Origin of the sequence: Streptomyces sp. NPDC127108, from assembly GCF_042677545.1 — a bacterium.
In the GTDB taxonomy this organism is placed as follows: Bacteria; Actinomycetota; Actinomycetes; order Streptomycetales; family Streptomycetaceae; genus Streptomyces.
On the sequence record NZ_JBHXTE010000017.1, the window covers coordinates 170640 to 185413 of the forward strand.

Genomic DNA, 14774 nt, shown 5'->3' on the forward strand with positions numbered 1-14774 from the left:
GCAGAGGGAGGGGACCGGGGATGGGGCGGGAGACGAGGGGGACCGGCAGTGAGGGTGAGGACCGTGGGGGACCGGGGGAACGGGCGGAGCCCGGCGAGGGCGTGGAGCCGGGCGGGGCCGGGCGGCCGAGGAGCCCGGAGCGGGCGGGAGCGTCGCGGGACACCGAGGCGGCGGCCGACGGCGAGGAGGAAAGGCGCGGTCACACGGTCGTGGCATGGGACGGCCACGGGGACGACGAGGCGGACGGGGGAGCCGGGGACGACGACGCGGACCAGGCGGACCTGGATCTGCCTCCGCCGTTCTCCGACCCCCTGTGAACCGCGCGGTCACGGCCTGACCGGACGCTCCCGGTGCCCGGCAGCGTCGTAGGGCTGCTGGGGGCGCTGCTGGCCGCCACCCCCGGCTACCTCTACCTCTTCTGCTACGAACGCCGCACCCCGCGCGACATGCCCGGAGGAGGGCGTGACATCGCGGAGATGTTCGCCGTCGGGGCGTCGAGCACCCTGGCCGCCGCGTTCGGCGTGCTGGCGCTGGCGGAGGTGTGGCACGGGCTGCTGCCGCTGGAGCGCCTCGTACAGGGGCAAAGCGCGATCGTCGCGCGTCCCTGGCCCGCGCTGGCCACGGGCGCGCTGGTGCTCGGCGTCAGCGCCGGGCTGTGCGCGGTGCTCGGGCACGTCCTCGGAGGACACACCGCGTACGCCGTCCGGCACCGGGTGCGGCAGGGGACGGTCTGGCACGGGGTGCTCACCTCGCCCTGCTTCGCGCGGGACGAGCACGGGGTCCGGACCGAGACAAGACGGTTCGTCGCCGTCCACCTCATGGACGGCCTGAGGGTCGAGGGCTACTTCCAGGGGGTCTCGCGGGACACCGACACCGCGACGAGGGACATCGCGCTGAGCAGGCCCATCGCCCTCACCCCCGCGGGCGGCGAACGGCGGCGCTCGTCGGCGTCGACGGTCATCGTTCCCGGCGCCCTCGTACGGCTGATCGAAACGGGGCCCGCACCCACGGCAGGACCGCGCTAGCCGGTCGTGGCACGGGGCCTCGCGGCACCACAAGTCCGCGGGACACAAGAGGGGAAGCGCGGTATGCGGAAGTTCATCCTGTACATGGAGTTCATCGGGGCGGTCGTCTTTCTGTTGTCGCTCCTGAGCATGTGCGTCCCCGAGGAGACGCCACCGTCCCAGCCCCCGCCTCCGGTCCCACCCCAGTCCGTACCGTGTTGCAACGCGGTCCAGTGCTGGTGCTAGCGCCCCGCGGGAGGCGTGGTCACCGTCCCGTACGGGCGCCTGACGAAGGTCGGGCGACCCGGCACGCCGGAGTCGGGAGTGAGCTGCGGCACACCTGCCGTAAAGTTGGCGCCGGTCGATATCTGACCACGGCAGATCGGAAGGGCAGCAGGCGTGACCGTCGACGACACCGGCTCCGGCCAGGGCACACCCCCCGGCCCCGACGGTGACCCCCGCCCGGCGGAATCTGCGTACCCGGAACGCGACGCGAGCGGCGCGGCCGACGAGCACCCTCCGGCCGACGAGAAGCCGGACGAACCGGACCTCGCCGGGAGCGGCCCCGGCGCCGACGGCGGCGTGCACGGCCTGGACGGTCACGGCCTGGACGGTGCGGACGGCCTGAACGGCGCTGACGGGACGGACGGTGCGGACGGGGCGGACGGCGTCGGCAAGGACCCGCTCGCGCTCCGCCTCGAACAGCTCATTCTCGGCGCCGACCGCCGCTACACCCCGTTCCAGGCGGCCCGTAGCGCCGGTGTCTCCATGGAGCTGGCCTCGCGCTTCTGGCGCGCCATGGGCTTCCCGGACATCGGCCAGGCCAAGGCCCTGACCGAGGCCGACGTGCTGGCGCTGCGGCGGCTCGCGGGTCTGGTGGAGGCGGGGCTGCTCAGCGAGGCCATGGCCGTCCAGGTGGCGCGCTCCACCGGGCAGACCACCGCCCGCCTGGCCGAATGGCAGATCGACTCCTTCCTTGAGGGCCTCACGGAGCCCCCGGAGCCGGGCATGACCCGCACCGAGGTCACGTACCCCCTGGTGGAACTGCTCCTGCCGGAGCTGGAGGAGTTCCTGGTGTACGTGTGGCGGCGCCAGCTCGCCGCCGCCACCGGGCGGGTCGTGCAGGCCGCCGACGACGAGGAGATGGTCGACCGGCGGCTCGCCGTCGGGTTCGCCGACCTGGTCGGGTTCACGCGGCTCACCCGGCGCATGGAGGAGGAGGAACTGGGCGAGCTGGTCGAGGCGTTCGAGACCACCGCCGCCGACCTGGTCGCCGCGCACGGCGGGCGGCTCATCAAGACCCTCGGCGACGAGGTCCTGTACGCCGCCGACGACGCGGGCACCGCCGCGGAGATCGCGCTGCGCCTCATCGAGACCATGGCCAACGACGAGACCATGCCCGAGCTGCGCGTCGGCATCGCCTTCGGCACCGTCACCACGCGCATGGGCGACGTCTTCGGCACCACCGTGAACCTCGCGTCCCGGCTCACCTCGATAGCGCCCCGCGACGCCGTGCTCGTCGACGGCGCGCTCGCCGAGGAACTGGTGCGCACCGGCGACGCTCCCGCCTCCGAGACGGAGGCCGCCGCGCTGGCCGAGAAGGCCGAGAAGGAGGGCGAGGAGCCGCCCGGCTACCGCTTCGCCCTGCAGCCGATGTGGCAGCGGCCGGTCCGCGGGCTCGGCATCGTCGAGCCCTGGCTGCTCGCCCGCCGCGGCTGACCCGCGCTCCGGGCCGGGTACCCAACGGGCGCGTCGGCTGACATGATCGCCGGGTAACGATCGTTAACCGTCAGGTGGAGGGGTCATGGGCGAGCGTCGGTTCGGGGAGTTCGTGGAGGTCCGGCGGCACGGGTACGTGGCCGAGCTCGCGCTGGACCGGCCCAAGGCCATGAACGCCGTGTCCAGCGCCATGGCCCGGTCGATCGGCGAGGCCTGCGCGGCGCTCGCCGCGGACCCGGACGCACGCGTCGTGGTGCTCACCTCCACCCATGAGCGCGCCTTCTGCGTCGGCGCCGACCTCAAGGAGCGGAACTCCTTCTCCGACGCCGAGTTGGTGCGCCAGCGGCCCGTCGCCCGCGCCGCCTACACCGGCGTCCTTGAGCTGCCGATGCCGACCGTCGCCGCCGTCCACGGCTTCGCGCTCGGCGGCGGCTTCGAGCTCGCCCTGTCCTGCGACATCATCGTCGCCGACCCCACCGCCGTGGTCGGCCTTCCCGAAGTGTCCGTCGGTGTGATCCCCGGCGGCGGCGGTACGCAGCTCCTGCCCCGGCGCGTGGGGGCGGCGCGGGCCGCCGAACTGATCTTCTCCGCGCGCCGTGTGGAGGCCGCCGAGGCCAAGGAGTTGGGTCTCGTCGACCTCGTCGCCGGGGCGGGCGAGGACCGCGACGAGGCCCTCGCCCTCGCGACCCGCATCGCGGCCAACTCCCCCGTCGGCCTGCGCGCCGCCAAGCGCGCCCTCCGCCTCGGCCACGGCCTCGACCTCCGGGCCGGCCTGGAGGTCGAGGACGCGGCCTGGCGCTCGGTGGCGTTCTCCGGGGACCGGGCGGAGGGCGTGGCCGCGTTCAATGAGAAGCGGAAGCCGGAGTGGCCCGGGGAGTAGGCGGGCGGGGGCGCCTTGGGGGACTTGGGGGGCGGGGCCGGGGTGCGTTGTGGGGTGCCGGTCGCTGCAGCCGTCCCGCCGCTGACGCGGCGGGTTTCGCCCACCCGCCCGCCCGTGACCGTGGGACCAGTCGCACCGGGCCAGTAGCAGTGGGCCAGTGGCAGCGGGCCGGTCGCCCGGACCAGTCGCGCCGGGTCGGCCGACCCGGTCAGCGGGGTGTCTCGGGCGGCAGCGTATGTGAGTTTTTGTTCGTCGGATCTCTCTATGGGTGAAATGTCCGTAACCTGGAGCAATGAGGGAGGACGTTCGGCTGCGTGCCGTCGTGGCCCTGGCACAGGGCATGGCCGCCGCGCACACTCCGCGTGAGTCCTGGCGGGCCGCCGCCCAGGGCGCGCTGCTCGCCCTGGGCGGGAGCTTTGCCGCGCTGTCCGTCTGGGAGCGGGAGCGCGGGCGGCTGCGGGTGCTCGCCAACGTCGGCGAACGTGCCCCGGGGGAGGAGGAGTTCCCCGAGGGTGAGGCCTACCCCGTGCACCAGTTCCCGGAGATCACCGAGTTCCTGCACGAGCGGTGGGCCGGGGGCGGGGAGCCGCACGCGTGGGTGGAGACGGCGGGTGGGCCCGGGGACCGGGAGCGTGCCGGTTACTGCCACCAGCGGGTGGCCGCGCTGCGCAGGCGCGGGCGCGGGTGTTGCGTGGTCGCGCCGATCGTGCTGCACGGGCGGGCCTGGGGCGAGCTGTATGTGGCGCGGCCCGTGGGACAGCCCGTCTTCGAGCGGGGCGACGCGGACTTCGCCTCCGTGCTCGCGGCCGTCGTCGCCGCCGGGATCGCCCAGACGGAGCGCCTCGAGGAGGCGCGGCGGCTGGCCTTCACGGACTCCCTGACCGGGCTCGCCAACCGGCGGGCGGTCGACCTCCGGCTCGACGAGGCCGTGGAGCGGCACCGGGCCGAGGGGGCGGTCGTGAGCCTCGTCGTGTGCGACCTGAACGGGCTGAAGCGGGTCAACGACACCCTTGGGCACGCGGTGGGGGACCGGCTGCTCGAACGGTTCGGGTCGGTGCTGTCGCTGTGCGGGGCGATGTTGCCGGGGGCGTTGGCCGCGCGGCTCGGCGGGGACGAGTTCTGTCTGCTCTCGGTGGGGCCCTCGGCCGACGAGGTGGTGCGGGTCGCCGATGAACTGTGCGTGCGGGCGGACGAGTTGGAGCTCGGGGACGGGGTCGCCTGCGGCGTGGCGTCGACCGGGGACCCGATCGGGGCCGTGCGGTCGGCCCGGCGCTTGTTCCGCCTCGCGGACGCGGCCCAGTACCGCGCGAAGGCCGCGCGGGCGACCAAGCCGGTGGTCGCGGGGCGGGAGGGCCCCGCGGGCGGCGAGGACCCGGTGATCCGGCTGGCCGATTCGGTGCGGCCCGCGGGGGCGGGCGAGCGGAGGCGCTTCCGCGGGAGGTAGGGGTGGGGTTGCCCTGGGCGCCAGGGGGGCGTGGGCCTTGGGGCGCCCCTCCCTGGTCGTCACGCGGCCGTGGGCCTGGGGCCGCACCCTCCCCGGCGTCAAGGCCGCCGTTGGCCTGCGCTGTGCCCCTCTGCCTGCATCAAGGGCGCCGTCGGCCGGGGCTGTGCCCACCCTTCCCCAAGCTCTCGACTTCGCTCGAGCAGGGGAGACCCCTATCGCCCTGCGGAACGACTGCCCACAGCGGTTGCGGCAGCTGGGGCAGACGGCCCCCAGCGGTTGCGGCAACAGGGCGGGCGGCGCACAGCTGTCGGGGGCCGCGCCCGGCACAGGCGGCCCGCAGCCGCCGAACGGCCGGTCGTGGCACAGGCGGCCTGAAGCTCGCGGTGGGCTGGAAACGGGCGGGCGGGTGGGAGATCCGCCGCGAAGCGGCGAAGCGGCTGACGGGCCGCAGCCGCCGAGCGACCGGCCGTGGCACTGGCGGCCAGAAGCCCGCCGTGGGGTGGAAACGGGCGGGCGGGGTGGGGAACCCCCGGCGCGGAGCGGCGGGGCAACCGGGGGCAGACGGACTCGTGACACGAGGCGATTCAGTGCGTAGGCTCCCTGAATATGGATATGCAGACCGTGGTGCTGGGAACCACCGGCACAACCGCAGAGGACGTCGTAGCCGTCGCACGCCACAACGCACGCGTCGAACTCGGCGAGGACGCCGTCACCGCCCTCGCCGCGGCCCGCGAGATCGTGGACGCGCTCGCGGCCAAGCCGGACCCCGTCTACGGCGTCAGCACCGGCTTCGGCGCCCTCGCCACCCGGCACATCGGCCCGGACCTCCGCGCCCAGCTGCAGCGCAACATCGTCCGCTCGCACGCGGCCGGCATGGGCCCGCGAGTGGAGCGCGAGGTCGTGCGCGCCCTGATGTTCCTGCGCCTGAAGACGGTCTGCTCGGGCCACACCGGCGTCCGCCCCGAGGTCGCGCGGACCATGGCCGACATCCTGAACGCCGGCATCACCCCGGTCGTCCACGAGTACGGCTCCCTCGGCTGCTCCGGCGACCTCGCCCCGCTCAGCCACTGCGCCCTGACCCTGATGGGCGAGGGCGACGCCGAGGGCCCGGACGGAGAGCTGAAGCCCGCGGGCGAGCTGCTCGCCGCGCACGGCATCGCGCCCGTCGAACTGCGCGAGAAGGAAGGCCTCGCCCTCCTCAACGGCACCGACGGCATGCTCGGCATGCTGGTCATGGCCCTCGCCGACCTCGACACGCTGTACAAGTCCGCCGACGTCACCGCCGCCCTCAGCCTGGAGGCGCTGCTCGGCACCGACAAGGTCCTCGCCCCCGAGCTGCACGCCATCCGCCCGCACCCGGGCCAGTCCGCGTCGGCCGCCAACATGCTGGCGGTGCTCGCGGGTTCGGGCCTGACGGGACATCACCAGGACGACGCGCCCCGCGTGCAGGACGCGTACTCGGTGCGCTGCGCCCCGCAGGTCGCGGGCGCGGGCCGGGACACCCTCGCGCACGCCCGTACGGTCGCCGAGCGCGAGCTGGCGTCCGCCGTCGACAACCCCGTGGTCCTGCCCGACGGCCGCGTCGAGTCCAACGGCAACTTCCACGGCGCCCCCGTGGCGTACGTCCTCGACTTCCTCGCCATCGCCGCCGCCGACCTCGGCTCGATCGCCGAGCGCCGCACCGACCGGCTGCTCGACAAGAACCGCAGCCACGGCCTGCCGCCGTTCCTCGCGGACGACGCGGGCGTCGACTCGGGCCTGATGATCGCCCAGTACACGCAGGCGGCCCTGGTGAGCGAGTTGAAGCGGCTCGCCGTCCCGGCCTCCGCCGACTCCATCCCGTCCTCGGCGATGCAGGAGGACCACGTCTCCATGGGCTGGTCGGCCGCGCGCAAGCTGCGTACGGCCGTGGGCAACCTCAACCGGATCATCGCCGTGGAGCTGTACGCCGCCACCCGCGCGATCGAGCTGCGCACGGGTCTGACCCCGGCCCCCGCGAGCCGCGCCGCCATCGAGGCCGTCCGCAAGGCGGGCGTCGAGGGCCCGGGACCCGACCGCTTCCTGGCCCCGGACCTGGAGGCCGCCGACACCTTCGTCCGCGAGGGGCGGCTCGTCGCGGCCGTGGAGCAGGTCACGGGGCCGCTGGCCTGAACCGACGGGCCCCGGCCCTAGGGCTTCGGCATCGGCTCCGGCTCCGGTTCGTCCGGAGCCGGGCCGTCGCCCGCCGCACCGGCGCTGCCCCCGGCCGCCTCGGCCTCCGCCTCTGCCTCCGTGAGGAACTCCTCGCTGATCTCCTTCGGCCCGAACGGCCACACCTTCTCGAACCTCGCCCACACCACGAACGCCACGCACCCGAGCCCGACCCACGCCAGCGACCACTCGATGGGATGGCGGCCCGGTGAGTTCTCGTCCGCGTACCCGTAGATGACCAGCCAGCCCGCGAGGGCGATGAAGCTCGGCAGCGGGTAGAGCCACATGCGGTAGGGGCGGCGGAGGTGGGGTCGGCGGCGGCGCAGCACGGTCAGGGCGAGGATCTGGGCGAGTGCCTGCACCAGGACCATGACCGCGGTGAGCAGTTGGATGAGGGTCGCCAGGTCGGTGTGGCGGCCGATCAGAAAGCCCCCGGACGTCACCACGCCCATCGTCGCGAGGCCGAGCACCGGGAAGCGGTGCTCGGGGTGCAGCTTCGCGTACGGCCGGAAGAACACCCGGTCGCGGGCCGCGTCGTACGGCACCCGGGAGCCGCCGAGCAGCCCCGCGAAGACCGACGCGAACGCCGTGACGAGGATCAGCACGGTCACTGTGTCCGCCGCGCCCTTGCCCCAGGTCTCCTCGAGGACCGCCGAGGCGACGGACGTCGAGGCCACATCGTCGGGATCCGTCATGCGGTGCCAGTCGATGACGCCGAGCGTGCCGATCTGCAGGAGCAGATAGATGGTCATGATGCCGAGGATCGAGAAGACGATGGCGCGGGGCAGGGTGCGGCCCGGGTTCTTGATCTCGGCGCCCATGTACGCGGCCGTGTTGTAGCCGAGGTAGTCGTAGATGCCGATGGTCAGACCCCCGGCGAAGCCCACCCAGAAGTGATTGCTCGTCACCTCGAAGGCGCCCGCCGGGTACGTGAACGCCAGGTCGGCGTCGAAGTGGGTGAAGGACGCGAGGATCACGCACCCGACCGACACGATCATCACGACCCACATCACGGCCGTGATCCGCGCGATGTGCTCGATGCCCCGCCACAGCAGCGCGATGACGAGCGCGATGACGCCGAGCCCGATCAGGTCGCCCGTCGTCTGTCCCATGTCCGGCGCCAGGTAGCCCAGGTACTGCACGAACCCGACGATGCCCGTGGACATGCCGATCGGGATGAACAGCATCGCCGTCCACACGAACAGGAAGGGCATGAGGCGGCCCGTGCGGTACTGGAACGCCTGCCGCAGATAGACGTAGCTCCCGCCGGAGCCCGGCATGGCCGCGCTCAGCTCGGCCCACACCAGACCGTCGCACAGCGCGAGCAGCGCGCCCGCCACGAACCCGGTGACCGCCTGCGGCCCGCCGAACGCCGCCACCATCAGCGGGATCGTCACGAACGGCCCGATGCCGCACATCTGGCTCATGTTGATGGCGGTGGCCTGGAAGGGGCCGACACGGCGGACAAAGCCCTTTTCCGGCACGGGGGCCTCCTGGGCGCGGCGGTGGGTGCGACTGACCGGCAAAGGTACGGACGATCGCCACCGGGCCCAAGAGGGCAGGGGGTAAAGGGGAGCCCACTTCTTCGTCAGCCCTCGTGGGGGCTGGTGTCCCGGCGCGGCGGCGCCAACCGCCCGCCAGGGGCCGTCAGACGCCCTCCGCCCGTTCCCGGCGCACCGAGTACAGGACGAAGCCCGCGCCCAGGCCCAGGAACGCGGTGCCCCCGGCCACGTACGGAGTCGTGTCGATGCCGCCGGAGTCGGCCAGGCGGCCGTCGGCGTGAGCTGTCTCGTGCGTCGAACTCGCCGAGTGGCGTGCGATGTCGCCGGGCGAGCCCGGCGACGCGGTCGCCTTCGCGGAGGGGACGAACCACAGGGCGCCGAGCAGGGCCCCGGCTGCGGCTGCGGTCAGCAACGGTCGACGTGCGATCACGGGAAACGGATCCCCCTTGTGGAGCTGGCGAATTGGCCGTCTGGGGCGATGCTAGTGAAAGGCGCGGGTCGCGGGAAAGCCACGCCGGTGACGGGCCGTACGCTCCGGCGTATGAGTACGGACGAGACATCACGCTTTGTGCGACTGCGCGTCGAATTGGTGGTCGAGGTCGACGGACCCGAGGACCTGCGCTCCACCGCGCTCGGGCGCATCGCCCAGGACACGTACATGCCGGACGACGAGCGGGCGCACGCCCAGGCCGCCGTGAAGGAGGACGACGCGGAGGCCCTCGCCTACCTCGTGGACCCCGTCGACCTCGTGGGGAACGTCCCCGGCGTGGAGCTGACCCAGGCCTCGTGGAGCAGCGAGGTGATCGACTACGACCCCGATTCGCCGGAATGGGATCCGGACGAGCATGATGACGCCGAGGACGGCGACGAGCCGTAGCCGCGGCGGGCGAGCAGCGCCCCGGGAAGCGCCTTCCGAAACTTGGGAGCCCCGGGCGGCAACCGCCGCCCGGGGCTCCGTCGTCTCCTGGATGCACGGCCGTCCCGGCCGCACCGCTGACGTGGCGTTCACCACATCTTCGGCAGAAATGGAACGGGATGCACCGGGCAAGGCGTTAGGCGGGGTTACGGGGGGACCCGCGGGGTCTTGGGGATTCGGCGACGATGGAGAAGCGTGTAATGACGGACAGTAAGCGGCGCAGGGGTCTGATGGCCGTGTCCGCCCTGGTCGGCGGGGTGCTTGTGCTCTCCGCCTGTAGCGACGACGGCGGCGGCGACAGCGGCTCGGGCAGCGGCAAGAAGTCGCAGAACCAGGTCGACGAGGCGGCGGCCGAGAAGACTTCGGAAGCCAAGATCGAGATCGCGCCGAAGAACGGCTCCGACAACACCGGCATCAACAAGGACGCCAAGGTCACCGTGAGCGAGGGCACGCTCACGAGTGTCGTCATGAAGGCCGAGGGCGGCGCCGCGGTCGAGGGCGACATATCGGCGGACAAGAAGAGCTGGAAGCCCAGCGGCCAGCTGGAGCGCGCCACCACCTACAAGATCGCGGTGACGGCGAAGGACTCCGAGGGCCGCAAGGCGCACGAGAACTCCTCGTTCACCACCGTCTCGAAGTCCAACAGCTTCATCGGCAGCTTCACCCCGGAGGACGGTTCGACGGTCGGCGTGGGCATGCCGGTGTCGATCAACTTCGACAAGGCGATCACGAACAAGAAGTCCGTGCAGTCCAAGATCCAGGTGTCCTCCAGCAGTGGTCAGGAGGTCGTCGGCCACTGGTTCGGCGGGAACCGCCTGGACTTCCGCCCCCAGGACTACTGGAAGGGCAACTCCACGGTCACCCTGAAGCTGAACCTGGACGGCGTCGAGGGCTCCGAGGGGGTCTACGGCGTCCAGCAGAAGACCGTCACCTTCAAGATCGGCCGCAACCAGGTCTCGGTCGTCGACGCCAAGACCAAGCAGATGAAGATCATGCGGGACGGCAAGGTCGTCAAGACCATCCCGATCTCCGCGGGCTCGCCGGAGAACAAGACGTACAACGGCAAGATGGTGATCTCCGAGAAGTTCAAGGAGACCCGGATGAACGGCGCCACCGTCGGCTTCACGGACAACGACGGCAAGGGCGAGTACGACATCAAGGACGTGCCGCACGCCATGCGCCTGTCCTCCTCCGGCACCTTCATCCACGGCAACTACTGGGGCTCGCCGTCGATCTTCGGCAACGCGAACACCAGCCACGGCTGCATCGGTCTGCAGGACGCCAAGGGCGCGGGCGACAAGTCGAAGCCCGGCGCCTGGTTCTTCAACAACTCGATCACCGGTGACGTCGTCGACGTCCGCAACACCGGCGACAAGACCATCGCCCCGGACAACGGCCTCAACGGCTGGAACATGAGCTGGGCGCAGTGGAAGGCGGGCTCCGCCGTCTGATCGGCGACCCCCTCGGCGCACACGCAGTGGCCCGCACCCCACCGGGGTGCGGGCCACCGTCGTGTCCACGGTGTTGCGGCACCATGTTGAACCGGCCAACAACACCAACTAATCACTTCTGCCTCATAGTTGAGCAGATATCGTCCCCCTCGACATACTGCGTGACTCAGTGCTTTCACCTTGAGGGGGAAACTTGCTCAGACAAGTCCAGAAAGCGAAGAGACCGGTCACCGCGCGGCGTGCGGCCGTGGCGGCCGTCGCCACCGCCGCGGCCGTGGCACTCGCGGCGGGCATGACCAGCCCGGCGCAGGCCGACCCGGACGCGGCCCGCCAGGGCCGCCCGGCGGGCACGTCGGCCGACGACGTCAGGGTGCCGGTACGCCACCACATCACGCTGCTCACCGGTGACCGCGTCACCGTCGACAGCTCGGGGCGCGTCACCGCGTTCGACCCCGCCAAGGGCCGTGAGCGGATACCCGTGCGCACCGTCCAGCAGGACGGCCACACCCTCGTCATACCGGCGGACGCCCAGCGCCTGATCGCCGACGGCACGCTCGACCAGCGTCTGTTCGACGTCACCGAGCTGAGCAAGAAGGCCAACCGCACCGCCCAGAAGCAGGGCCTGAAGGTCATCGTCGGCTACAAGGGCGCGGCCGGCGCGGCCAAGTCCGAGGTGCGCGACGCGGGCGGCACCAAGCTCCGCCGCGCCCTGAAGACCCTCAACGCCGACGCGGTGCAGACCCCCAGGCGCGACGCCGCCCAGCTGTGGCAGGCCCTGACGGCCGAGCGGGACGGGGCGCGCACGACCGCCTCCGGCATCAGCCGCGTCTGGCTCGACGGGGTGCGCCGCGCGAGCCTGGACAAGTCCGTCAAGCAGATCGGCGCTCCGAAGGCCTGGGAGGCCGGGTACGACGGCAAGGGCGTCAAGATCGCCGTCCTGGACACCGGCGTCGACGCCACCCACCCCGACCTCAAGGAACAGGTCGTCGGGGACAAGAACTTCACGCCCTCGCCCGACACCAAGGACCGCGTCGGCCACGGCACGCACGTCGCGTCCATCGCGGCGGGCACCGGCACCAAGAACGCCGCGTACAAGGGCGTCGCGCCCGGCGCCAAGGTCCTGAACGGCAAGGTCCTCGGCGACACCGGCTCCGGCGACGACTCGGGCATCATCGCGGGCATCGACTGGGCCGCCGCCGAGGGCGCCGACGTGGTCAACCTGAGCCTCGGCGGCGGTGACACCCCGGGTGTCGACCCGCTGGAGGCCGCGGTCAACAAGGTCTCCGCCGACAAGGGCATCCTCTTCGCGATCGCCGCGGGGAACGACGGCTCGCCCCGCTCGGTCGGCTCGCCCGGCAGCGCGGACGCGGCGCTCACCGTCGGCGCGGTCGACGACAACGACAAGCTGGCGCCCTTCTCCAGCCAGGGCCCGCGCGTCGGCGACGGCGCCGTCAAGCCGGACGTGACCGCGCCCGGCGTCGGCATCACGGCCGCCGCGGCCCCCGGCAGCGAGATAGAGAAGGAGGTCGGCCAGAAGCCCGAGGGCTATCTGACGATCTCCGGCACCTCGATGGCGACCCCGCACGCCGCGGGCGCCGCCGCCCTCCTCAAGCAGCAGCACCCCGACTGGAAGCAGCCCGAGCTCAAGGGCGCGCTCACCGCGTCCACCAAGGGCGGCAAGTACACGGCGTTCCAGCAGGGTTCGGGCCGCATCGCCGTGGACCGGGCCATCAAGCAGACGGTGATCGCCGACCCGGTGTCGGTCAGCTTCGGCACCCAGCTGTGGCCGCACACCGACGACAAGCCCGTCACCAAGAAGGTCACCTACAGGAACCTCGGCAAGGAGGAGGTCACCCTCGACCTCACCGCCGAGTCCCTCGACCCGAAGGGCAACCCCGCGCCGGACGGGTTCTTCACGCTCGGCGCGAAGAAGGTCACCGTCCCCGCGGGCGGCACGGCCTCCGTCGACATCACGGCCGACACGCGTCTGGGCGGCGCGGTCGACGGCGCCTACTCCGCGTACGTGGTGGCGACCGGCGGCGGCCAGAGCGTCCGCACGGCCGCCGCGGTCGACCGCGAGGTCGAGTCGTACGACCTGACGGTCAAGCACATCGGCCGGGACGGCCAGGACGCGAAGTACTACAACACCAGCCTCGTCGGCCTCTCCGGGCTCGGCAAGGACCAGTTCGTGCCGGTGTACGACAAGGACTCCGGGACCGCCAAGGTCCGGGTGCCCAAGGGCGGTTACGTCCTGGACGCCGGTGTCTTCGTCGACCCGCAGGACATCACCAAGGGCGCCGACTGGATCTCGCAGCCGAAGCTCGACGTGACCAAGGACGCGACGCTGACGGTGGACGCCCGCACCGCCAAGCCGGTCGACATCAGCGTGCCGTCGTCCGCCGCGAAGTCCGTGTTCGCCTCGCCCAGTTACGAGATCACCGCGGGCGGCGACGGCTACGGCTTCGGCTGGTGGCTGGACTCGTACACCGGTCTGCGCAGCGCGCACCTCGGCCCGCAGGTCACCGACGGCTCGCTGCTCCAGAAGTGGGAGGGGCACTGGACGAAGGGCGAGAAGGCGCAGTACTCGACCGTCGCCGGCGGCCTCGTGAAGAAGCTCGCGACCGGCTACACCCGCGAGTACAAGGACGCCGACCTCGCCACCGTGAAGGCGGGCCTCGGCGCGTCCTCCAGCGGCAAGCAGGCCACGGCCACCGCGTTCGGCCGCCTGCCCGGCAGCTTCAGCGCCACCGGCTTCAGCGCCCCGCAGAAGGCGCCGAGCACCCGCACCCTGTACGTCTCCACGGACGACAAGGTCAAGTGGGGCCTGGAGTACGAGCAGCGGGGCGGTGTCGACGAGAACGGCTGGCCGATCGTCGACGTGTCGTACACGCTGGGCAAGCCGCAGGCGTTCGCCGCGGGCAAGACGTACACCAAGACGTTCAACACGGCCGTCATCGGGCCGCGCGTCGGCGGTGACTACGGCGTCGTGCGCGACGGCGACAAGCTCACGGGCTATCTGCCGGTGTTCGCCGACGGCAAGACCCACGCGGGCGGCTCGCGCTACACCTCGGTGAAGACGACGCTGACCCGCGACGGCACCCAGATCGGCACGAACGACGACCCGCTGACCGGCACCAAGCCCTTCACGGTCCCCGCCGGTGACGCCGAGTACAAGCTGTCGACGTCCGTGAAGCGCTCGGTGGCCGTGTCCGCGGCCTCCACGCGGGTCGACGCGAGCTGGACGTTCCGCTCCAAGAAGACGGCCACCGCCACGAAGCTGCCCGTCTCCGGCGTGCGCGTCGACGCGGCGGTCGGCCTCGACAGCCGGGCCCCCGCGGGCGCCAAGCAGTCCGTGCCGCTGAAGGTCACGGGCGCGGCGGCCGGTGCGAACCTCAAGTCGCTCTACTTCTACGTGAGTTACGACTACGGCCAGCACTGGGGCGACCCGCTGAAGATCAGGGACGGCAAGGTCGAGATCAAGAACCCGGAGCAGGGCAAGGCGATCTCGTTCCACGCCAAGATCACGGACAAGAAGGGCAACAAGTCCACGATCTCGATCTACAACGCGTACTACGGGAAGTGACCTTCCCGCCGGGGGAACCGACCTGATTCCCGCGGACAGTCGAAGGAGTGTGAGGAGCGGCTCCCGGGGCCCGACAGGCCCCTGG

The 14774-nt window shown here is 72.1% G+C and carries 11 protein-coding genes; 9 read left to right on the plus strand and 2 right to left on the minus strand.

Annotation, left to right across the window (positions count from 1 at the left end):
- The first annotated feature begins 20 nt into the window (after window positions 1-20).
- The 6 genes from ACFVHO_RS16610 to hutH all read left to right on the plus strand — a co-directional run bounded on the left by ACFVHO_RS16610 (window position 21) and on the right by hutH (window position 7198).
- Window positions 21-317 (plus strand): hypothetical protein, encoded by a 297-nt coding sequence (locus ACFVHO_RS16610; RefSeq protein WP_385714242.1) that lies wholly within the window; start codon window positions 21-23, stop codon window positions 315-317.
- Window positions 318-350: 33 nt separating this feature from the next.
- Window positions 351-1025 (plus strand): DUF6338 family protein, encoded by a 675-nt coding sequence (locus ACFVHO_RS16615; RefSeq protein ID WP_385714245.1) that lies wholly within the window; start codon window positions 351-353, stop codon window positions 1023-1025.
- Window positions 1026-1403: 378 nt separating this feature from the next.
- On the plus strand, window positions 1404-2723 hold the full coding sequence (locus ACFVHO_RS16620) for an adenylate/guanylate cyclase domain-containing protein (RefSeq protein ID WP_385714248.1): 1320 nt from the start codon (window positions 1404-1406) through the stop codon (window positions 2721-2723).
- Window positions 2724-2808: 85 nt separating this feature from the next.
- Complete coding sequence (locus ACFVHO_RS16625; protein WP_385714251.1) at window positions 2809-3603, plus strand: enoyl-CoA hydratase/isomerase family protein; 795 nt, start codon at window positions 2809-2811, stop codon at window positions 3601-3603.
- Window positions 3604-3895: 292 nt separating this feature from the next.
- The gene (locus ACFVHO_RS16630; protein WP_385714253.1) at window positions 3896-5047 is read left to right on the plus strand and encodes a diguanylate cyclase domain-containing protein; all 1152 of its coding nucleotides are present in this window, start codon (window positions 3896-3898) and stop codon (window positions 5045-5047) included.
- 612 nt (window positions 5048-5659) lie between these two features.
- The gene (hutH, locus tag ACFVHO_RS16635) at window positions 5660-7198 is read left to right on the plus strand and encodes a histidine ammonia-lyase (protein ID WP_385714312.1); all 1539 of its coding nucleotides are present in this window, start codon (window positions 5660-5662) and stop codon (window positions 7196-7198) included.
- Between the two features lie 17 nt (window positions 7199-7215).
- On the opposite strand, the gene ACFVHO_RS16640 is transcribed toward hutH, so the two are convergent.
- Together ACFVHO_RS16640 and ACFVHO_RS16645 are read right to left on the minus strand one after the other, a co-directional pair.
- Entirely contained in the window at window positions 7216-8655 is a 1440-nt protein-coding gene (locus tag ACFVHO_RS16640) for an APC family permease (protein ID WP_385714314.1), read from the minus strand.
- A 229-nt stretch (window positions 8656-8884) separates the two neighbouring features.
- Window positions 8885-9169, minus strand: coding sequence for a hypothetical protein (locus ACFVHO_RS16645; RefSeq protein WP_385714256.1), 285 nt, complete (start codon window positions 9167-9169; stop codon window positions 8885-8887).
- Window positions 9170-9280: 111 nt separating this feature from the next.
- Between ACFVHO_RS16645 and ACFVHO_RS16650 the strand changes: the two genes are divergently transcribed.
- The 3 genes from ACFVHO_RS16650 to ACFVHO_RS16660 all read left to right on the plus strand — a co-directional run bounded on the left by ACFVHO_RS16650 (window position 9281) and on the right by ACFVHO_RS16660 (window position 14689).
- Complete coding sequence (locus ACFVHO_RS16650) at window positions 9281-9616, plus strand: hypothetical protein (RefSeq protein WP_385714259.1); 336 nt, start codon at window positions 9281-9283, stop codon at window positions 9614-9616.
- Between the two features lie 239 nt (window positions 9617-9855).
- A complete protein-coding gene (locus ACFVHO_RS16655; protein ID WP_385714262.1) occupies window positions 9856-11106 on the plus strand; it encodes an Ig-like domain-containing protein in 1251 nt (416 codons plus the stop codon).
- A gap of 292 nt (window positions 11107-11398) precedes the next feature.
- The gene (locus ACFVHO_RS16660) at window positions 11399-14689 is read left to right on the plus strand and encodes a S8 family serine peptidase (RefSeq protein ID WP_385714316.1); all 3291 of its coding nucleotides are present in this window, start codon (window positions 11399-11401) and stop codon (window positions 14687-14689) included.
- The last annotated feature ends 85 nt before the right edge of the window (window positions 14690-14774 follow it).

Excerpts from the sequence above, each read along its gene's own strand:
- hutH (WP_385714312.1), top strand. The coding sequence starts at position 5,660 with ATGCAGACCGTGGTGCTGGGAACCACCGGCACAACCGCAGAGGACGTC.
- ACFVHO_RS16625 (WP_385714251.1), top strand. The coding sequence starts at position 2,809 with ATGGGCGAGCGTCGGTTCGGGGAGTTCGTGGAGGTCCGGCGGCACGGG.
- ACFVHO_RS16630 (WP_385714253.1), top strand. The coding sequence starts at position 3,896 with ATGAGGGAGGACGTTCGGCTGCGTGCCGTCGTGGCCCTGGCACAGGGC.
- ACFVHO_RS16660 (WP_385714316.1), top strand. The coding sequence starts at position 11,399 with ATGACCAGCCCGGCGCAGGCCGACCCGGACGCGGCCCGCCAGGGCCGC.
- ACFVHO_RS16610 (WP_385714242.1), top strand. The coding sequence starts at position 21 with ATGGGGCGGGAGACGAGGGGGACCGGCAGTGAGGGTGAGGACCGTGGG.
- ACFVHO_RS16650 (WP_385714259.1), top strand. The coding sequence starts at position 9,281 with ATGAGTACGGACGAGACATCACGCTTTGTGCGACTGCGCGTCGAATTG.
- ACFVHO_RS16640 (WP_385714314.1), bottom strand. The coding sequence starts at position 8,655 with ATGTGCGGCATCGGGCCGTTCGTGACGATCCCGCTGATGGTGGCGGCG.
- ACFVHO_RS16655 (WP_385714262.1), top strand. The coding sequence starts at position 9,856 with ATGACGGACAGTAAGCGGCGCAGGGGTCTGATGGCCGTGTCCGCCCTG.